Below are 20,242 nucleotides of genomic sequence, written 5' to 3' on the forward strand. Positions count from 1 at the left end.
GGCCTATGAGGGCACTCTTTAGGCAGCCCACGAACGACGAGAGGACTACCCAGATTGCGTGTGACCGCGGGCGTATCAGTAGCTGCTTTCTTTGCTTACTTTCTTTGCAGCAGCAAAGAAAGTGAGTGCCGCCCCGCACAGGGGCAGTGCTAATAGACCGACGCGAAAACGGGATCCGGCGAAACCAAGCCAAGCCAACCCAACCCGGGCTCCGGCGAAACCAAGCCAAGCCAAACCGGCTCCCGGAAGAAACCGGCATCCGGCAAAACCCGAACCAAGCGAAAACCACAAGGCAAAAAGCAAGAAAACCGCGTCATACTTGGACGCATGAAGGCCGATTACCTCCGAACCGCGCTTTCCTTCCGCCTGGCGGCCCCCTCCGATGCTGCGGAAATCGCGCGCATCCACGTGAAGGCCTGGCAGGCCGCCTATCGTTCCATCTTCCCCGCCGAATACCTCAATTCGCTTTCCATTCCGAAACGCCGTGCCCTCTGGTCCGAGCTGATCGCGCGCGGCATGCCCCGCATAATGCTCGCCGAACGCGACGACATCATGCTCGGATGGATCGCATGGGGCCCGTCACGCGATAACGACAAAGGCAGAACGGATGCCGAAATCGAAGCCATCTATATCGACCCGGCACACTGGCGCCAGGGCGCGGGAAGAATGCTGATCGATGAAGCGATCAACGCCGCGGCAAGCGAAGGCTATCGGGAAATGACGCTCTGGGCGCTCGAAGAAAACGTGCATGGCCTGCGCTTCTACAAGGCGCTCGGCTTTGCACTGGACGGCGTGTTCCGCACCGAAAGACTCGGCGGATGCGAAGTCTGCGAAACGCGCCTTCACATGGCGATCTGAACGCTCAGGCCACCATCGCGGGAACGGCAGCCAGCGGCGGCACCTGCTTGCGCCGCTCGCGCGTCGGCGCCGTGCCGAACGCATCGCGATAGCTCTTCGAGAAATGACACGCCGACTGAAAACCGCACGCCATCGTGATGTGCATGATCGACATGTCGGTCTGCAGCAGCAATTCACGCGCGCGCCGCAAGCGCAACGTCAGATAGTAATGCGTCGGCGTCATGCCGAGATGTTCGCGGAATAGCCGCTGCAGTTGCCGTTGCGACATGCCCGCGAGCCGCGCCAGTTCCTCGCGCGACAACGGCTCTTCGATGTTGTTCTCCATCAGCGAGATGACTTCGAAAAGCGACTTGTTCGCGGACCCCAGACGCGCGACGAGCGGCATCCGCTGCTGCGCGCTCGTATCGCGCACATGCTCGACGATGAACTGCTCCGCGATCTGCGTCACCCGCGCGGTGCCGACGCGTGCCGCGATCAAGTTCAGCATCATGTCGAGCGGCGCGACGCCGCCCGTACACGTCACGCGATCGCGATCGACCACGAACAGCTCTTTGAGAAAGCGCGTGTCGGGAAACTCTTCTTTAAGCGCCGACATGTTTTCCCAGTGAATCGCGCACGCATAGCCGGCGAGCAAGCCCGCGCGCGCCAATGCATACGTGCCGGTGCAAAGCGAGCCGAGCACGCTGCCCGTGCGCGCGAAACGGCGCAAGGCAGAAAGATGCGCGGGCGTAGTCGCACGCTGCACGTCGATGCCGCCGACCACGAACACGATGTCGGGCTGCCCCACGCATTCCACCGGACCGGTATCGACGGAAAGCCCGTTGCTCGCCGTCACGGGCCCGCCCTCCGGACTCACGATCGACCAGCGATACAACGGCTGCCCCGTCAAGTAGTTCGCCATGCGCAGGACTTCGATCGCATTGGTGAACGCGATCATCGTGAAGTTGGGAAGCGGCATGAACGCGAAGTGTGACAGCGACGCCGTGCGATCGGAGGACATGTGAGAACTGATTCCTTGGAATCTATTGAGTGGCGCCGTCATGCGCGGCGCTTACCACGCTTGCAATTTTGGTTGCGAGTGCAACTACCATGCCATCAGGCTAAACCCTGATCGATGAAGGGCATCGCGCATGCTCCGCTGCGCGCTCGCACTGACGCGGGGCCACGCGCCGCAAGACATGCACTGCAGCAGCGCACGATCGTTCCGATGCAGTGCAACAGCCCACACAAAAATTCGCTACACCGAAAAGGAATTCGCCACTTGTCGAAAACAGACGCGCATGTCGGAAAAGGTAAAGAACACGTCTGAATTCGTAAATTGACCGGCAGGGCGAAAGTCAAGAATAGACGCAACGACGAAAGCGACGTCGAACGACCCCCACCTCTCAGGCGACACGGAGCACACCACGATGAGCACCCTCCACAACGACAGCATCATCATCGACGGACTTAACATCTCGAAGTTCGAGCGCTCCGTGTTCGAAGACATGAGAAAGGGCGGCGTCACCGCCGTGAACTGCACCGTGTCGGTGTGGGAAGACTTCCAGAAGACCATCGACAACATCGCGGAAATGAAGCAGCAGATCCGCGAATACAGCGAAATTCTCACGCTCGTCCGCACGACCGACGACATCCTGCGCGCAAAGAAGGAAAACAAGACCGGCATCATCTTCGGCTTCCAGAACTCGTATGCGTTCGAGGACAACCTCGGCTATATCGAAGTGTTCAAGGAGCTTGGCGTGAACGTGGTCCAGCTTTGCTACAACACACAGAACCTCGTCGGCACGGGTTGCTATGAACCGGACGGCGGTCTGTCGGGTTATGGCAAGGAAGTGATTCACGAGATGAATCGCGTCGGCATCATGGTCGATCTCTCGCACGTCGGCGCAAAGACGTCTTCCGATGCGATCGCCTGCTCGAAGAAGCCCGTCACGTACTCGCACTGCTGTCCGTCGGGACTCAAGGATCATCCGCGCAACAAGAGCGACGATCAACTGCGCGAGATCGTCGATGCGGGCGGCTTCGTCGGCGTGACGATGTTCTCGCCGTTCCTCAAGAAAGGCCCGGATGCAACGGTCGATGACTATCTCGAAGCGATCGAATACACCATCGATGTCATCGGCGAAGACAACGTCGGTATCGGCACGGACTTCACGCAAGGCTATAGCACCGAATTCTTCGACTGGATCACGCACGACAAGGGCCGTTATCGCCGCCTGACGAACTTCGGCAAGGTCGTGAATCCGGAAGGCATTCGCACGATCGGCGAATTCCCGAACCTCACCGCTGCAATGGAAAAGGCCGGCTGGAGCGAATCGCGCATCAAGAAAGTGATGGGCGAAAACTGGATGCGCTTCTTCGGCGAAGTCTGGAACGTCTGACCGTCAACGACAAATAAACAGGAACCCCGCGATGCAACCGCAACTGCCTATCGATGTCGATCCGCAAACCGGCGTCTGGACCACCGACGCGCTGCCGATGCTCTACGTGCCGCGCCACTTCTTCACGAACAATCACGTCGCCGTCGAAGAAGCGCTCGGCCGCGATACGTATGCCGAGATTCTCTACAAGGCCGGCTACAAGTCCGCGTATCACTGGTGCGACAAGGAAGCCGAGAAGCACGGCATCAGCGGCATGGCGTGCTTCGAGCATTACCTGAAGCGCCTGTCGCAACGTGGATGGGGACTCTTCACGATCGTCGAAGCCGATCCTGCGACATCGCATGCGCGCATTCATCTGCATAACTCGTCGTTCGTGCTCGCGCAGCCCGGCAAAGAGGGCAAGCTCTGCTACATGTTCGCGGGCTGGTTCGCGGGCGCGATGGACTGGGTGAACGACACGGCTCCCGACAGTGCGAAGAAAGGTCCGCGCTCGAAGTCGATCGAAACCCAATGCGCGGCGGAAGGCCATTCGCATTGCGTATTTGAAGTGTCGCCGCTGTAAGCAAAGCTCAACTCCGAGGTCGATCGCGATGCGTTACCCGAACCTTTTCAAGCCTCTTCAGCTCAACAAGCTCACGTTGCGCAACCGCATCGTCAGCACCGCGCACGCGGAGGTCTATGCCGAACCGGGCGGTCTGCCCGGCGACCGCTATATCCGCTATTACGAGGAGAAAGCGAAGGGCGGCGTCGGCCTCGCCGTGTGCGGCGGTTCGAGCCCGGTGTCGATCGACAGTCCGCAAGGCTGGTGGAAGTCGGTGAACCTCGCGACCGACAAGGTCATCGATCCGCTCTCGCGTCTCGCCGAAGCCATGCATCGTCATGGCGCGTTCATCATGATTCAGGCGACGCACATGGGCCGCCGCTCCGCATGGCACGGCGAGCACTGGCCGCATCTGATGTCGCCGTCGGGCGTGCGCGAGCCGGTGCATCGCGGCAACGCGAAGATCATCGAAGTGGAAGAGATCAAGCGCATCATCCAGGACTTCGCGGCGGCCGCGAAGCGCGTGAAGGATGCAGGCATGGACGGCATCGAGATCTCGGCGGCGCATCAGCATTTGATCGATCAGTTCTGGAGCCCGCGCACCAACTTCCGTACCGATGAATGGGGCGGTTCGTTGGAGAATCGTCTGCGCTTCGGGATGGAAGTGCTGAAGGCCGTGCGTGAAGAAGTGGGCGCGGATTTCTGCGTCGGCCTGCGCATGTGCGGCGACGAATTTCATGAAGACGGTCTCTCGCACGAGAACCTCAAGGAGATCGCGCAGGCGATGTCCGAAAGCGGCCTCATCGATTATGTCGGCGTGATCGGTTCGGGCGCGGATACGCACAACACGCTCGCCAACTGCATGCCGCCGATGGCGCTGCCGCCCGAGCCGTTCGTGCATCTCGCCGCGGGCATCAAGTCGGTCGTGAAGCTGCCGATCATGCATGCGCAAAGCATTCGCGATGCGGGACAGGCCGAGCGTCTGCTTGCAAACGGCATGGTCGATCTCGTTGGCATGACGCGCGCGCAGATAGCCGATCCGCATATGGTCATCAAGATTCGCGATGGCCGCGAAGACGAAATCAAGCAGTGCGTCGGCGCGAACTATTGCATCGATCGCCAGTACAACGGTCTCGACGTTTTGTGCGTGCAGAACGGCGCGACGTCGCGCGAACAGACGATGCCGCACGTCATCGAAAAGACGCGCGGGCCGAAGCGCAAGGTTGTCGTGGTCGGCGCGGGGCCTGCCGGTCTCGAAGCGGCGCGCGTCGCGCGTTCGCGTGGTCATGATGTCGTGCTGTTCGAGAAGAACGATTATGTCGGCGGTCAGATCATGCTCGCCGCGAAAGCGCCGCAGCGCGAGCAAATGGCCGGCATCGTGCGCTGGTTCGACATGGAAACGAAGCGCCTCGGCGTCGATCGCCGTCTCGGTGTCGCCGCCGACGAGAAGATGATCATGGCAGAGAAGCCGGACATCGTCGTGCTCGCGACGGGCGGTTCGTCGTTCACCGATCAGGTCCCTGCGTGGGGCGTCGAAGAAGGTCTCGCCGTGAGTTCGTGGGACATTCTTTCGGGCAAGGTCGAGCCGGGCAAGAACGTGCTCGTCTACGACGGCGTATCGACTCATGCGGGCGCGGGCGTAGCGGACTTCATCGCGTCGCGCGGGAATAACGTCGAGATCGTCACGCCCGATGTCAAAGTCGCCGACGACACCGGCGGCACCACGTTCCCGATCTTCTATCGCCGTCTCTATGCGCAAGGCGTCATTCATACGCCTAACTACTGGCTCGACAAGGTCTACGAGGAAAACGGCAAGAAGATCGCCGTGATCCGCAACGAGTACACGGAAGAGCAGGAAGAGCGCGCGGTGGATCAGGTCGTGATCGAGAACGGCATCACGCCGAACGACGCGCTCTACTGGAAGCTCAAGCCCGAGTCGCTCAATCGCGGACAGATCGACGTGCACACGCTGTTCGCATCGCTACCGCAACCGTCGTTGAGCGAAGAGCTCGGCAACGGACGCTTCCTGTTGTTCCGCGTCGGCGACTGCATCTCGATGCACAACATCCACAGCGCGATCTACGATTCGCTGCGCCTCTGCAAAGACTTCTGACGAGGTATTCGACGATGAACCCCGTGTTTGTCATCACCGCGCTGTTGTGGCTTTCGATGGCGGGCCTCGCGTTCGCCTTGCTCAAGCGCGCAGCGTACTGGCGCGAAGGCCGCGCGACGACGGCCGGCGCCTATGGATGGGCGAATCTGCTGACCATTCCGAAGCGCTATTTCGTCGATCTGCATCATGTCGTGGCGCGCGACCCATATATCGCGAAGACGCACGTCGCGACCGCGGGTGGCGCGATCCTCGCGATGGCGCTCGTCTTCATCAACTACGGTCTCGCGATCTATTCGGTGTGGCTCGATCGCGCGATCTTCCTCGCGGCGATCATCATGTTCGTCGGTGCGATGTTCGTGTACAAGCGGCGTCGCGCGAAGGACGTGCCCGCGCGTCTGTCGCATGGACCGTGGGACAGCCTGCCGTTGCTGCTCGGTTCGTTCGCGCTCGGTCTCGCGTTGTTCATGCTGCTGCCTGCATCGTGGATGTCCGGCGCGCTCGCGATCATCGTCGCGTTGCTGATCGCGGCGGGCGCGTACACGATGACCTTCGGCGCGGCGCAAGGCGGCCCGATGAAGCACGCGATGGCGGGTCTGCTGCATCTCGCGTTTCATCCGCGTCAGGAGCGTTTTCACGCGAAGGACGAGAACGAACGCGAAGTCGTGCCGCCGACGGCGCTCAAGAAGCCCGTGCTCGATGCGAAGGAATATGGCGTCGGCAAGCCGGTCGAGTTTCGCTGGAATCAGTTGTTGAGCTTCGATGCCTGCGTGCAGTGCGGCAAGTGCGAGGCCGCGTGTCCCGCGTTCGCATCGGGTCAGCCGTTGAATCCGAAGAAGCTGATTCAGGATCTGGTCGTCGGCATGGTCGGCGGATCGGACTCGCAATACGCGGGTAGCCCGACACCCGGCATTCCCGTCGGCAGGCATTCCGGCGGTCCGGCCAAGCCGCTCATCTCGCAGATGATCGAAGCGGACACGATCTGGTCGTGTACGACGTGCCGCGCGTGCGTGCAGGAGTGCCCGATGCTGATCGAGCACGTCGATGCGATCGTCGACATGCGCCGCAATCAAACGCTCGTCGAAGGCGATGTGCCCGGCAAAGGCCCGATCACGCTCGCGAACCTGCGCGAGACCGGCAGTCAGAACGGTTTCGATATCGGCGCGCGCTACGACTGGTCGGTGGATTTGCAAGTGCAGGTCGCGCAGCCGGGACGCCCTGTCGATGTTCTGCTGATCGCCGGCGAAGGCGCATTCGACATGCGCTATCAGCGCACGCTGCGCGCGCTCGCCAAAGTGATGAACAAGGCGGGCGTCGATTACGCGGTGCTCGGCGGCGTCGAAACGGATACGGGCGACACGGCGCGGCGTCTCGGCGACGAAGCCACGTTCCAGCAATGCGCATCGAAGCTGATGAACACGCTGTCGCAATACCAGTTCCGTCGCATCGTCACGGCGGATCCGCATGTGCTGCATAGCTTGCGCAACGAATATCGCGCGCTTGGCGGCTACTACGAAGTGCAGCATCACACGGCGTTCATGGCGGAGCTCGTCGCGAGCGGCAAGCTCACGCCGAAGGCCGCCGCCGTGCTCGCGGACAAGAAAATCACGTACCACGATCCGTGCTATCTCGGCCGCTACAACGGCGAGACGGAAGCGCCGCGCAAGTTGCTGAAGACCATTGGCATCAAGGTCGTCGAGATGGAGCGTCATGGCATGCGCGCGCGTTGCTGCGGCGGTGGCGGCGGTGCGCCGCTGACGGATATCCCCGGCAAGCAGCGCATTCCCGATATCCGCATCGCGGATGCGAAGTCGGTCGGCGCGGAAGTCGTCGCGGTCGGTTGCCCGCAATGCACCGCGATGCTGGAAGGCGTGGTCGGTCCTCGTCCCGAAGTGCTCGACGTGGCGGAACTCGTCGCTGCGGCCTTGGAGTGAAGCGATGAACAACGACATCAAACGAATCGATCCGCGCCGTCCCTTCGTCATCACGGCCGATGGACTGAAGCGCATCACGCTCGGCGAAATCGGCAATGGCGTCGTGCTGAACTTCACGCACGGCGGCCACAAGGAAGCGACGAAGCCGCGCCGCACGACGAAGCCCGCGACGCGTTCGCTGCTCGTCGCGGCGCACACGGATCGCGGCGCGCTCGACGATCACGCGCGCCAGGCGCTCGCGGCCGCCGCCTTGCTCGCGGACGATCAGACCGAAGTCGTGCTGATCGCGTTCGGCGAGTTCAAGGACGATGCCGCCGTGCTCGGCGCGGATCGCTACGTCGCGCTGCCGGAGTTCGATCGCCGCAACTACGCGCCCGACGAAGAAGTGCGCGCGTTGACCGCCTGCGTCGCTGCGTTCCGACCGGCGCATATCTTCATGCCCGACAACGCAACCGGCGACGGCGATCTCGGCCGCCGCTACGCCGCACGCGCCGATGCGTCCATCGCGACGCAGGTCGTCGAAATCGATGCAGCGCATGTCGCGTCGTATGCACAGGCGGGTCGCGCGCTTGCATCGCGTGCATTGCCCGACATGGTTTTGCTTGCAGCTCATGCCGTCGATGCGAAGCTGCCCTTCGTCGGCGCGGGCGAGGCGATGAATCCGCAAGGCATCGTGCCGGCGGCGAAAGCGAGCGCTTACGTCGATCTCGGCATCGAAGAGATGGACGCGGCGCAGGTCGCGCTGGAGGAAGCGGACTTCATCGTGTCGGCGGGCAACGGCGTGTCGGACATCGCCGCGTTCGAAGCGCTCGCGGGCACGCTGGGCGCGGCGATCGGCGCGAGCCGCGTCGCCGTCGACGATGGCAAGTTCACGCGCGACAAGCAGATCGGCGCGACCGGCAAGACGGTCGAGGCGAGCGTGTATATCGCGTTCGGCATTTCGGGCGCGGTGCAGCACTTGCAGGGCATCAAGGATTGCCGCCACGTCATCGCCGTGAATCTCGACGCCAGTGCGCCGATCGCGAAGCGCGCGAATCTGACGATCGTCGCGGACACGCAGGAAACGATCAAGGCACTGACCGATGCCGCCGCCGCCGCACGCGCCGCGCGTGCCGGCGGCGGATCGATCGCGCAGACCGCGCACATCGCCGAAGGAGTCGCTGCATGAAGATCGCCGTTCTCGTCTCCACCGGACGTCATCCCGTCAGCGGCGCGGCGCGCTACAGCCGCAACGACGCCGCCGCGCTGACCATCGCCATCGGCATCGCGAAGACGCACGGCGCGCAACTCGACGTGTTGCACGCGGGCGATCCGGCTAATCCGGCGTTGCAGGAATATCTCGCGCTCGGCGCGTCGAAAGTCGAAGTGCTCAACACGCAAGGCGATGCGTGTGCGGCCCTCGCGCAAAGGCTTGCGGGCTACGAGCTCGTGTTCACCGGCACGCGCGCCGAAGGCGCTTACGACAGCGGCACGCTGCCGTACAAGCTCGCGGATGCGCTGAACGTTCCGCTCGTCGGCGCGGCGGTCGATGTCAGCGTGACGAAGGAAGGCGTCGAAGTGCGCCAGTTCATGCCGAAGGGCTTGCGCCGACGCGTGCGCGCGCCGCTGCCCGCGCTCGTCGCCGTGCATCCATTGGCCAACGCCGCGCCGCGCTACGCCTATGCGCGCATGCGCGAAGGCCACGTCGCGCCGGTCGCCGCGAGCGCGCCCGTCGACAAGGAAAGCACGGCGTGGCGCATCGGCCCGGTGACGGCCAAGCCCAAGAAACTCGCCGCGCCGGAAAGGCGTTCGGGCCACGCGCGCATGCTCGGCGCGACGACGACCGAAAGCCGCGGCGGAAGCGTCGTAATTGAAGGGAGTTCCGTCGAAAAAGCACAAGTGATTCTGGCGTATTTGCGCGAGCATCAACTCGTCGATTACTGATTTCTCGACCCACATCGACCCACATACAGGTGCACACGATGAAAGTTTCGGCAGACGTTCGCGCAATGATCGAACGCCGCAAAAAGGGCCACACGCTCGAGGCGCCGTTCTACACGAGCGAAGAGATTCACGCGCTCGACCTCGATGCCATCTTCCGCAAGACCTGGATTCAGGTCGCCGTCGAGCCGGACATTCCCGAGCCGGGCGATTACACGACGATCGAGATCGGCAACGATTCGATCCTGATCGTGCGCGACGACGATATGGAAATACGCGCCTTCTACAACGTGTGCCGGCATCGCGGCGCGCGCCTGTGCAATCAGGAGAAGGGCTCGCTCGGCAATATCGTGTGCCCGTATCACAGCTGGACCTACAACCTCTCCGGCGATCTGATGTTCGCCGAGCACATGGGCGACCAGTTCGACCGCTGCAAGCACAGCCTGAAGAAGGTGCATGTCCAGAATCTCGCGGGCCTCATCTTCGTCTGTCTCGCCGATGAACCGCCCGCCGATTTCGCCGTGATGCGCGAAGCGATGGAGCCGTATCTCGCGCCGCACGGTCTGAAGGATTGCAAGATCGCGGCGAGCATCGATATCGTCGAGAAGGGCAACTGGAAGCTCACGATGGAGAACAATCGCGAGTGCTATCACTGCGTCGCGAATCATCCAGAGCTGACCATTTCGCTTTACGAATACGGCTTCGGCTATCAGCGCTCGCCCGCGAACGAAGAAGGCATGGCGGCGTTCGAGAAGACCGTCGAAGAGCGCACGAAGCAATGGGAAGCGATGTGCCTGCCGTCCGCGGAAATCGAACGCCTCGCCGATCTCGTGACGGGCTTTCGCACGCAACGTTTGCCGCTCGATCGCGATGGCGAATCGCAGACGCTCGATGCGAAAGTCGCATCGAAGAAACTGCTCGGCGGCTTCGAGCGCGCGGACCTGGGCGGCTTGTCGTTCTGGACGCAGCCGAACTCGTGGCATCACTTCATGAGCGATCACATCGTGACGTTCTGCGTGATTCCGCTTGCATCGGGGGAAACGCTCGTCCGCACGAAGTGGCTCGTGCACAAGGACGCGCGCGAAGGCATCGATTACGACGTCGACAATCTCACCGCCGTGTGGCGCGCGACGAACGATCAGGACCGCACGCTCGTCGAGTACTCGCAACTCGGCGTCGCGAGCAACGCCTACGAACCGGGTCCGTACTCGCCGTTCACGGAAGGTCTCGTCGAGAAGTTTTGCGAGTGGTACATCGGACGTCTTGCCGATTACGCCGATACGCCCGAGCACGGCGTCGATGCGTCGCTCGGTGAGAAAGTCGTTTCCTTCATGCGCTGACAGCCTCGTAGCAGGAGTAGAACATGATGCGCGATCAGGCTACTTTCGAGCCGACCGACAGCCGCGTGACCCAGCCGAAGTTCTGGGGGACGCTGCCCGTGCGCTGGAATTGCGACACGGACGAGACGCTCGTCTGCTGTCACGTCCGGCAGGAGACGCACGACGTCAAGAGCTTTTTCTTCAAGGCGCCGGGTGAGCGCACGTTCGTCTTCGAGCCGGGGCAGTTCATCACGCTGGAGCTCGAGATCAACGGCGAGCAGATCAATCGCTGCTATACGATCTCGTCCGCGCCGACGCGCCCGCACACGATCTCCATCACGGTGAAGCGCGTGCCGGGGGGACCGGTGTCGAACTGGCTGCACGATAACCTCGTCGCGGGATCGACGGTGCGCGTGCTCGGGCCATCGGGCGAATTCACGTGCGCGCGTCATCCGGCGCGCAAGTATTTGTTCTTGTCGGCGGGTTCGGGCATTACGCCGCTCATGTCGATGAGCCGCGCGCATCACGAACTCGGCGACGATGCCGACATCGTGTTCGTGCATAGCGCGCGCACGCCGGATGACATCATCTTTGCGCGCGAGCTCGATCTCATCGCGTCGAATCACAAGAACTTCCGCACGGCGTTCGTGTGCGAGCGGGTCGGCACGCGCACGAACTGGCCGGGCGTGACGGGCTTTCTCACGCTGCCGCTCCTGAAGCTGATCGCGCCGGACTTTCTCGAGCGCGAAGTCTTCACGTGCGGCCCGGCGCCGTATATGAAGGCGGTGCGCGATCTGCTCGATGCAGGTGGTTTCGATCGCAAGCATTATCACGAGGAGAGCTTCTCGTTCGGCGTCGTCGAGGAAGTCGCGGCTGAACTGACGACGGCGCATGTCGCCGAGGCCCTTGCGACGCAGACGGATTTCGTCGAAGCGCGCGAGGAGGCGGGCGGCTTTGCGCCTGCGCCGACAGAGCCCGTCGAGATCATCGAAGCGCCTGTTGAAGCCGCGCCCGTCGTCGATACGAAGTTCAAGGTGAGCTTCGCGAAGAGCCGGCGCGACATCGAATGCGGCAGCAACGAACATGTGCTCGATGCGGCGAAGAAGGCGGGCGTGCGCTTGCCATCGTCGTGTACGCAGGGCATGTGCGGGACGTGCAAGGTCAAGCTCGTGTCGGGCGAAGTGAGCATGAAGCATGCGGGCGGCATACGTCAGCGCGAGATCGATCAGGGCATGGTGCTGCTGTGCTGCAGCAAGCCTATGAGCGATCTCGTCGTCGACAAGTAAGCCCTGAGGGGCGCGTCGTTTCTTGACAACTGAGTGTCGGAAAAGTGCGCTACGCGTCAATTCTGGCTGGTGATTCTGTTCGCTACACGGCGTGGGGCCGCTAAGGGGAAACCAAATGAAACCGATGAGAAGAATGCTCGTTTTGGGGGCGATGAGCGCCGCCCTCGCATCGAGCCTGATGGCAAACGCCGCGGATAAGCCGACGATCAAAATCGGTTATGTCGAGGGCTGGGACGATAGCGTGGCGACGTCGAACGTGGCGGCGCGCGTGATCGAGAAGAAGCTGGGTTATCCGGTGCAACTGGTGCCGGTGGCCGCGGGCGTGATGTGGCAGGGCGTGGCGCGCGGCGATCTCGACGCGACGCTGTCGGCGTGGCTGCCGGTCACGCATGGCGCGTACTGGAACAACTTCAAGTCGAAGGTCGTGAATCTCGGTCCGAACTTTCAGGACGCGAAAATCGGCTTGATCGTGCCGGAGAACGTCGACGTCAACAGCTTGAGCGATCTCGAGGCGAAGAAGGCGGAATTCGATTCGCGCATCGTGGGCATCGATGCGGGCGCGGGCGTGATGCAGAAGACGAGCGAAGCGATCAAGGCTTATAACCTCGACTACAAGCTGCTGCCGAGCTCGGGTTCGGCGATGACGGCGGAACTGGCGCGTTCCGAAGCGGCCAATAAGCCGATCATCGTGACGGGCTGGAAGCCGCACTGGATGTTCGCGAAGTACAAGCTCAAGTTCCTCGAGGATCCGAAGAAGGTGTTCGGTGAGTCGGAGCACGTCGATAACGTGATCAATCCGGAGCTGGAGAAGAAGGCGCCGCAGGTGGTGGCATTCCTCAAGAAGTTTCAGTGGAAGCCGGGTGAGATCGATAGCGTGATGCTGGCGACGCAAAATGGAGAGAAGCCGCAGGCGGCGGCGGATGCGTGGATCAGCGCGCATGGGGATCGGGTGGAGTCCTGGACTAAGTAATTTTTTTCGTTGGGTTTTTTGGGTCTTTGGGCGTTTGGGCAAACGCTGAGCGTCGTGGGTTATGCCTGCGGCGCTTTTTTTTTGGGGTGTTGCTTTTGGCTTTTGGCTCTTGGCTTTTGTTTTCGCCGGATCCCGTATTCGTGGCGGTCTATTAGCATTGCCCCTGTGCGGGGCGGCACTCACTTTCTTTGCTGCTGCAAAGAAAGTAAGCAAAGAAAGCAGCTACTGATACGCCCGCGGTCACACGCAATTTGGGTAGTCCTCTCGTCGTTCGTGGGCTGCCTAAAGAGTGCCCTCACAGGCCCCATCGAGCTTGGCTCGCGCACGGTCTGCCACATCGCACCACACACCAAACTGGTTCAGCACCAAATAGCTCCAGCCCGCTTCGCGGCCGACCGGTCAATCGGGTCCGCGCGTGCTTCGCTACTAACGTCTCCATCTCGCTGCACTTGCCGCACGTTGGTTTCCCTTGCATACCGGGCGGCAGCGCGTAGCGCTGTGCCGAAGCTCTTTCGTGCTGAACCAGTGTCCTTGGAAAACTAGCTCGTCAGACCGTGCGCGATCCAAGCCCCGTTATTGTGATGAGGGCACTCTTTAGGCGAGTGCCACCTGGAACGAGAGAACTACCCAAATTGCGTGTGACCGCGGGCGGTGACGAGCTGCTTTCTTTGGTTACTTTCTTTGCAGCAGCAAAGAAAGTGACTGCCGCCCCGCACAGGGGCAGTGCTAATAGACCGCCACGAAAACGGGATCCGGCGAAACCCTAGCCAAGCGAATATGGAATCCAGCGAAAACAGCAAAGCAAGCTAACCCGGAGCGCAAAAACCTCACCGCAAAACCACAGTCCGCTCGCCATTAATAAAAACCCGCCGCTCAATAAACGCTTTAACCGCGCGTGCAAGCGCAAGGCACTCCACATCCCGCCCCGTAGCCAACAACCGCTCCGGCCCATAAGAATGATCGACGCGCTCAACTTCCTGCTCGATGATCGGTCCTTCATCGAGATCGTCGGTGACGAAATGCGCGGTCGCGCCAATCAGCTTGACCCCACGCGCATGCGCCTGGTGATAAGGCTTCGCCCCCTTGAACCCAGGCAAGAACGAGTGATGGATATTGATCGCACGCCCCGCCAGCTTGCGGCTCGTCTCGCCTGAAAGAATCTGCATATACCGCGCAAGCACCATCAACTCCGCGCCTGACGTATCGAACAGATCGAGCAAGCGCGCTTCCTGCTGCGGCTTGGTATCGGCGGTAATCGGCAGATGATGGAACGGCAAGCCATGCTGCCCCGCCAGATGCGCCAGATCCGTATGATTCGACCCGATGCCGACGATATCCATCTTCAACTCGCCCATGCGCCAGCGGAACAGCAAATCCGCAAGACAGTGCTCGAGCTTCGACACCATCAGCAGCACCTTCGGCCGCACGGCGAGATCGTGCATCGCCCACGACATCGCGAAGCGCTCGGCGATAGGCTCGAATTCGCGCTTCAGCATCGCGAGATCGAGCGCCTCCTCGGGCCGCGCGCCATGAAACACGCAACGCACGAAAAAGCGCTCGGAGAGATCGTCGTCGAAGACGGTGAGTTCGTCGATATAGCCGTGATGCCGCTCCAGAAAGCCGACGATCGCGGCGACCTGCCCCGCCGCGCTCGGGCACGAAACGGTAAGCACGAGTTGATCAAAGCGGGAATCGGCTGCCATGCGTGCTCCACATTCGAATGGTTGCAGCGCCGCGAAATGCGGCGAGCGTACGCGCTAGTAGAGCAAACGCGCGCGCCTTCCGGATAGAAGCGAACCGCCGCGCAAATAGTACGAAAGCGTCAGCCGACGACGTCGCATTCGTCCAGCAGCCACTCGCTGAACGCCCGCACCGCCGCCGACGGCTCGCGCGGCGTCACGAGCACGTAGCCCCGATCGGTGACGAGCGGCGCATCGCAGAGCGCGACGAGCTGGCCCGTCGCGATCAGTTCGTCGATGAGCGGCGCCCAGCCGAGCGCGACGCCCTGGCCCATCACCGCGGCGTGCGCGACGAGCGCGTAGCTGTTGAACGTGAAGCCGCCCTGCGTCGGCGGCGCGGCAAGGCCGTGCGCTTCGAACCACGCGCTCCATGAAAGCCAGCGCTCGGGCAGCGTCGGTTCGAGATGCAAGAGCGGCAGCCCGGATAGATCGGCGGGCGATACCGGCGCGCTTCTTCCCGCGATCAGCGCCGGGCTGCACACCGGCATCACGCGTTCGGCGAAGAGCTTCACGGCGCTCTGACCGCTCCATTCGGCATGCGTGTCGCCGAAGACGATGACCACATCGGCATGATCGCCCGATGCGCTCGGCAAGCTCTGCGACGTGATGATCTTCACGTCGACATCGGGCATCAGCGCCTTGAATTGCGGCAGGCGCGGCATCAGCCAGTATGTGGCGAAGCCGAAATCCGTCGACAGCGTGAGCGTGCGTTGCGCGTGACGCGAGCGAATGTCCGACGTCGCCGCGCGAATCACGTCGAGTCCCCGACGCACCGCATCGAAAAGACGCGCGCCGTCGTCCGTGAGCGTGACCCCGCGATGCCCGCGCTCGAACAGCGCCGCCCCGAGCGATTCCTCCAGCTGCACGACGCGCTGGCTCACCGCGGGCTGCGTCGAGCCGAGTTCGCGCGCGGCAGCCGTGAAGCTCGCGTGCCGCGCGGCGGATTCGAACATCAGTAACGCCTGCATCGGTGGCAGGCGGTCCGGCCGCGGCATAACTCCCCCTTATGAACGCATAACGTTTTGCTGTCTTCACAGCCGCGATTTGAACGGCAATAGTGACACCCAACGCTCAATCAACGATTCTATTCGAGGCACGCAGTCATGCTTGAGACGAAACAAAATATCCTTGTACTGATGGCCGATCAGCTCACGCCCTTCGCACTCGCCGCATACGGCAATCGCGTGACGAAGACGCCGCGCATCGATGCGCTCGCGCGCGAAGGCGTCGTGTTCGAATCCGCGTATTGCGCGAGTCCGCTGTGCGCGCCTTCGCGTTTTTCGCTTCTCGCGGGCAAGCTGCCTTCGAACATCGGCGCATACGACAATGCCGCCGAATTGCCGTCCGAAACGCTGACCTTCGCGCACTATCTGCGCGCCGAAGGCTATCGCACGATTCTCTCCGGCAAGATGCATTTCTGCGGCGCGGATCAGTTGCACGGCTTCGAGGAACGTCTCACGACCGATATCTATCCCGCCGATTTCGGCTGGACGCCCGACTGGCAGAACGCCGATGCGCGCCCGACGTGGTATCACAACATGAGCTCCGTGATAGACGCGGGCCCATGCGTGCGTACCAATCAACTCGACTTCGACGACGAAGTGACCTTCACCACGCGTCAAAAGCTCTTCGACATCGCGCGCGAGCGCAACGCGGGCAAGGACGCGCGTCCGTTCATGATGGTCGCATCGCTCACGCATCCGCACGATCCGTATGCGATTCCGCGCAAGTACTGGGACGCGTATCGCGATGAAGACATCGACATGCCTTCGTATCGCGATTCGCTCGATGCCTGCGATCCGCATTCGAAGCGCCTGCGCCATGTGTACGAAGCGGATCGCACGCCGCCGACGGACCGGCAAATCCGCAATGCGCGGCGCGCGTACTACGGCGCGGTGTCGTATGTCGACGACCAGTTCGCATCGATCCTCGAAGCGCTCGACGAGGCCGGTCTCGCCGACGATACGATCATCGTCGTCACGTCGGATCACGGGGAGATGCTCGGCGAGCGCGGCCTCTGGTACAAGATGACGTTCTTCGAAGGCGGCTGCCGCGTGCCGCTCATCGTGCACGCGCCGAAGCGGTTTGGCGCGCATCGCGTGAAGGATTCGGTCTCGCATCTCGATGTGCTGCCGACGCTCGTCGAATTCGCGCGCGGACAAGCGCCGCAAGCGTGGCCCGACAGCATCGACGGTCAAAGCCTCGTGCCGCACTTGCGCGAGACCGGCGGGCACGACGAAGCCATCGGCGAATATCTCGCGGAAGGCGCGATTGCGCCCATCGTGATGATCCGGCGCGGGCGCTTCAAGTTCATTCATTCGAGCGTGGATCCGGATCAGCTTTACGATGTAGAAGCCGATCCGTTCGAGCGCGAGAATCTCGCAAGCGATGAGCGTCACGCCGCGCGCGTGGCCGAATTCCGCGCGGAGATCGCGCGCCGCTGGAATCTCGATGCGCTGCATCGGGACGTGCTGAAGAGTCAGCGCCGCCGCCATTTCCATTTCGCGGCGACGACGCAGGGCACGATTCAGTCATGGGACTGGCAGCCTCACGTCGATGCGAGCCAGCGCTACATGCGCAATCACATCGATCTGGACGATCTCGAAGCGATGGCGCGTTTTCCCGCCGTCGAGCACTGACGCATCGATCGCATCCCCACAACACACGACAGGAATGCACCATGAAAAAGGGCTTCATCCACGCGCTCTTCGCCGCCGCGCTGGCTTGCGTGGCTTCGCATGCGTTTGCCGCCGAGCCGCAGTCCTGCACGCAGGTCCGCATGGCGGGGCCGGGCTGGACCGATATCGACGCGACCAATGCGATGAGCGGCATCGTGCTCAAGGCGCTCGGCTATCGGCAGAACGTCGCGAACCTGTCGGTGCCGATCACGTATCAGGGCATGAAGAAAGGGCAGATCGACGTGTTTCTCGGCAACTGGATGCCCGCGCAGGCGCCGCTCGTGAAGCCGTTCTTCGAAGAGAAATCGATCGACGTCGTGCGTCCGAATCTCTCCAATGCGAAGTTCACGCTCGCGGTGCCGGACTATGTGGCGGCGGCGGGCGTGCATTCGTTCGCGGACCTCGCGAAGAACGCCGACAAGTTCGATAACCGCATCTACGGCATCGAACCGGGCGCGCCGGCGAATCAGAACATCAAGCGCATGGTCGATGACAAGGCCTTCGGTCTCGGCGACTGGAAGCTGGTCGAATCGAGCGAAACCGCGATGCTCACGCAAGTGGAGCGGGCGGTGCGCGACAAGAAGTGGATCGTGTTTCTCGCGTGGGAGCCGCATCTGATGAACACGAAGTTCAAGCTCGCCTATCTCGATGGCGGCGACAAATACTTCGGCCCCAACTATGGCGGCGCGACGGTGAACACCGTGGCGCGCAGCGGCTACGAGCAGCAATGCCCCAACGTGAGCAGGCTGTTCAAACAGATGGCGTTCAACGTCGATCTGGAGAACGGCGTCATCACGGATGTGCTGGAGAAGAAAACGAATGTCGATGCAGCGGCCACGGATGCGCTGAAGCGTCATCCGGAGCTGCTGAAATCGTGGCTGGACGGCGTGACCACGGCGAGCGGCGGAAACGGCCTGGAAGCCGTTCAGACCGCGCTCGGCGTGAAGTGAGGGATCAGCCGAGCTGAATGCTCGCGCGTTCCTGTGCGGCCATCACGACGGCGCGCATCGGCGTCTGGATCGCCATGAAGTGGAGCATCAGGCTGTCCGCCTGGTGCAAGTACCACGGCGTATTGATGCTCAGGCAGTCGAGGCCGTGTTCGAGCTTCCAGCCGAGACGGTCCGTCAGCAGATTCGCGATGATGGTCTGATCGCCGCCGTTCGCATAGGTGCTCGATTTGTCGGGCGCGGCGCTGACATGCTCGTGGATTTCGTCGACGAACGCGAGGACCGCGGGCTTGCGGCGAAAGCCGAGCACGCCGGCATTGATGATCCACGGCCCGATATCGTGCGCCGCGAGAATGTCGCGCCCGTCCAGCAGCGGATCGATCGGCTTGCGCTGATCGAAGAAGAGGATGTCGGCATCGACCCAGATCGCCCAGTCGTGATGCGGCAGATGCTTGCGCAGGAACCACGGCTTGAGCCAGGTGCCGGTCGCGCCGGGCACGCCTTCGGCGGGCGTCTGCCGATAGACGTAAAGCGTATAGCCGTGGCGCTCGCAATAGCGCCGCATGTTCTGCTCGGCGATCGCGCCGTACGCACGCACGTTGGGCGTGTAGTACGTGATGAAGGCGATGGACTTGCCGGGGTTATAGACGCTGAACTCTTCATGCGGCGTTTCGCTTTGCGCCGGAAGCTGGAACAGCGGCACGCCCTTCTGCTGACAGTCGTTGATGTGTTCGGCGAGCGCGTTGCGAAAGCTCGCCGGGATGAAACCGTAGATCGCTTCCTCGCCGAGCACGATGGTCCAGAGGTTGGGGTACTGCGTCCAGATGGGATCGTAGCGCGGACCGCAGTGCATCGTAGCCATGATGCCGCCGCGTTCACCGTGCGGCTCGATGTAGTCGAGCCCTGCAAGCATCGCGATTTCGCTTTGCGGCGCTTTGCCGATCTTGCATTCCCCGATGCACCACACGATGAGGTTGCGCACCTCGACCGTATTACGCCAGATCTGCACGGCCGTCTGACGTCCGTCGTCGTTGCCGGAAACCGCCATGAGCGCGTGCTGCCTGCCTTCTGCGATGGGCTCGACCGGGAGCATGTTGAGCACGATGCAGTCTTCGCTCATGCAGACGAGCAGCGCCATCTCGGGCATCCGGCGCAAGTGATGCAGGATCGCTTCGTACTTGAGCAACAAACGCTGGGACGGGCACGGCATGCCCGCCATCGAAATGCTCGCGTGCTCGTAGCCCATGCGGGCGGCGTAGTGCTTGTGATTGGTCAGGACTTCGGGTGCGTCGGTCTGATGGATGCTCAGGCAGCGGGTAGTCATGTCGTTCGAATCCGAAACAAGGCTTGAGTAATGCGGGTTTTTTACAGATTCCGAAGTATGCGAGCCGAGCCCTGCCGCGGATATCGGGCATGTCCGAAAACGAATTCGTTCTATTGACGCGAAACACGATGTTGCAGTAGTCGCAACTAGACAGATTTGCGTCGCACCGGGTCGAGCCGGCGCATATATGGACCTTTATTTTTACGACGTCGACGCGATGCTTCATCGCCTATTC

Annotated in this window: 17 protein-coding genes; 12 read left to right on the forward strand and 5 right to left on the reverse strand. The window is 62.1% G+C overall.

Annotated features, from left to right (window positions below; translation table 11 throughout):
* Positions 1-75 precede the first annotated feature (75 nt).
* Positions 76-408, reverse strand: a complete 333-nt coding sequence (locus NCS03_RS14160; RefSeq protein ID WP_250529293.1) for a hypothetical protein — start codon at positions 406-408, stop codon at positions 76-78.
* On the opposite strand from NCS03_RS14160, the gene NCS03_RS14165 reads away from it, so the two are divergent.
* Positions 409-858 (forward strand): GNAT family N-acetyltransferase, encoded by a 450-nt coding sequence (locus tag NCS03_RS14165; protein WP_241484883.1) that lies wholly within the window; start codon positions 409-411, stop codon positions 856-858.
* Positions 859-862: 4 nt separating this feature from the next.
* Here NCS03_RS14165 and NCS03_RS14170 read toward each other — a convergent pair whose 3' ends face one another.
* The gene (locus NCS03_RS14170) at positions 863-1,858 is read right to left on the reverse strand and encodes a GlxA family transcriptional regulator (RefSeq protein ID WP_008354155.1); all 996 of its coding nucleotides are present in this window, start codon (positions 1,856-1,858) and stop codon (positions 863-865) included.
* A gap of 409 nt (positions 1,859-2,267) precedes the next feature.
* Here NCS03_RS14170 and NCS03_RS14175 point away from each other — a divergent pair, with 409 nt between their 5' ends.
* The 9 genes from NCS03_RS14175 to NCS03_RS14215 all read left to right on the forward strand — a co-directional run bounded on the left by NCS03_RS14175 (position 2,268) and on the right by NCS03_RS14215 (position 13,319).
* Positions 2,268-3,239: a dipeptidase gene (locus NCS03_RS14175; RefSeq protein ID WP_008354153.1), complete on the forward strand. Its 972-nt coding sequence runs from the start codon at positions 2,268-2,270 to the stop codon at positions 3,237-3,239.
* Between the two features lie 31 nt (positions 3,240-3,270).
* Positions 3,271-3,801 (forward strand): DUF5943 domain-containing protein, encoded by a 531-nt coding sequence (locus tag NCS03_RS14180; RefSeq protein ID WP_008354152.1) that lies wholly within the window; start codon positions 3,271-3,273, stop codon positions 3,799-3,801.
* A gap of 28 nt (positions 3,802-3,829) precedes the next feature.
* Entirely contained in the window at positions 3,830-5,893 is a 2,064-nt protein-coding gene (locus NCS03_RS14185) for an NADH:flavin oxidoreductase (RefSeq protein WP_250529294.1), read from the forward strand.
* Positions 5,894-5,907: 14 nt separating this feature from the next.
* On the forward strand, positions 5,908-7,824 hold the full coding sequence (locus NCS03_RS14190; RefSeq protein ID WP_175982382.1) for a (Fe-S)-binding protein: 1,917 nt from the start codon (positions 5,908-5,910) through the stop codon (positions 7,822-7,824).
* Positions 7,825-7,828: 4 nt separating this feature from the next.
* Positions 7,829-8,992, forward strand: coding sequence for an electron transfer flavoprotein subunit alpha/FixB family protein (locus NCS03_RS14195; RefSeq protein ID WP_008354149.1), 1,164 nt, complete (start codon positions 7,829-7,831; stop codon positions 8,990-8,992).
* The gene (locus NCS03_RS14200) at positions 8,989-9,747 is read left to right on the forward strand and encodes an adenine nucleotide alpha hydrolase family protein (protein WP_250436320.1); all 759 of its coding nucleotides are present in this window, start codon (positions 8,989-8,991) and stop codon (positions 9,745-9,747) included. The genes NCS03_RS14195 and NCS03_RS14200 overlap by 4 nt, the downstream gene beginning before the upstream one ends.
* 38 nt (positions 9,748-9,785) lie before the next feature.
* Positions 9,786-11,084, forward strand: coding sequence for an aromatic ring-hydroxylating oxygenase subunit alpha (locus NCS03_RS14205; RefSeq protein ID WP_175982385.1), 1,299 nt, complete (start codon positions 9,786-9,788; stop codon positions 11,082-11,084).
* 23 nt (positions 11,085-11,107) lie between these two features.
* Positions 11,108-12,349 carry an FAD-binding oxidoreductase gene (locus NCS03_RS14210; protein ID WP_008354145.1) on the forward strand — a complete coding sequence of 414 codons (1,242 nt, stop codon included), beginning with the start codon at positions 11,108-11,110 and terminating at the stop codon, positions 12,347-12,349.
* Between the two features lie 133 nt (positions 12,350-12,482).
* A complete protein-coding gene (locus tag NCS03_RS14215; protein ID WP_409014143.1) occupies positions 12,483-13,319 on the forward strand; it encodes a glycine betaine ABC transporter substrate-binding protein in 837 nt (278 codons plus the stop codon).
* An 827-nt stretch (positions 13,320-14,146) separates the two neighbouring features.
* Here the strand turns inward: NCS03_RS14215 and purU are convergent.
* Together purU and NCS03_RS14225 are read right to left on the reverse strand one after the other, a co-directional pair.
* Positions 14,147-15,022, reverse strand: a complete 876-nt coding sequence (purU, locus tag NCS03_RS14220; RefSeq protein ID WP_008354143.1) for a formyltetrahydrofolate deformylase — start codon at positions 15,020-15,022, stop codon at positions 14,147-14,149.
* Positions 15,023-15,141: 119 nt separating this feature from the next.
* Positions 15,142-16,053: a choline sulfate utilization transcriptional regulator gene (locus tag NCS03_RS14225; protein WP_250436322.1), complete on the reverse strand. Its 912-nt coding sequence runs from the start codon at positions 16,051-16,053 to the stop codon at positions 15,142-15,144.
* Between the two features lie 108 nt (positions 16,054-16,161).
* On the opposite strand from NCS03_RS14225, the gene betC reads away from it, so the two are divergent.
* Together betC and NCS03_RS14235 are read left to right on the forward strand one after the other, a co-directional pair.
* On the forward strand, positions 16,162-17,697 hold the full coding sequence (betC, locus tag NCS03_RS14230) for a choline-sulfatase (protein WP_250529295.1): 1,536 nt from the start codon (positions 16,162-16,164) through the stop codon (positions 17,695-17,697).
* Between the two features lie 41 nt (positions 17,698-17,738).
* The gene (locus NCS03_RS14235) at positions 17,739-18,686 is read left to right on the forward strand and encodes a choline ABC transporter substrate-binding protein (protein WP_008354139.1); all 948 of its coding nucleotides are present in this window, start codon (positions 17,739-17,741) and stop codon (positions 18,684-18,686) included.
* Positions 18,687-18,690: 4 nt separating this feature from the next.
* Here the strand turns inward: NCS03_RS14235 and NCS03_RS14240 are convergent, their stop codons facing one another.
* A complete protein-coding gene (locus tag NCS03_RS14240) occupies positions 18,691-20,007 on the reverse strand; it encodes a glycosyltransferase family protein (protein WP_250529296.1) in 1,317 nt (438 codons plus the stop codon).
* Positions 20,008-20,242: the final 235 nt, after the last annotated feature.

It is taken from the genome of Caballeronia sp. ATUFL_F1_KS4A (assembly GCF_023630905.1).
GTDB classification, from domain to species: Bacteria; Pseudomonadota; Gammaproteobacteria; order Burkholderiales; family Burkholderiaceae; genus Caballeronia; species Caballeronia zhejiangensis.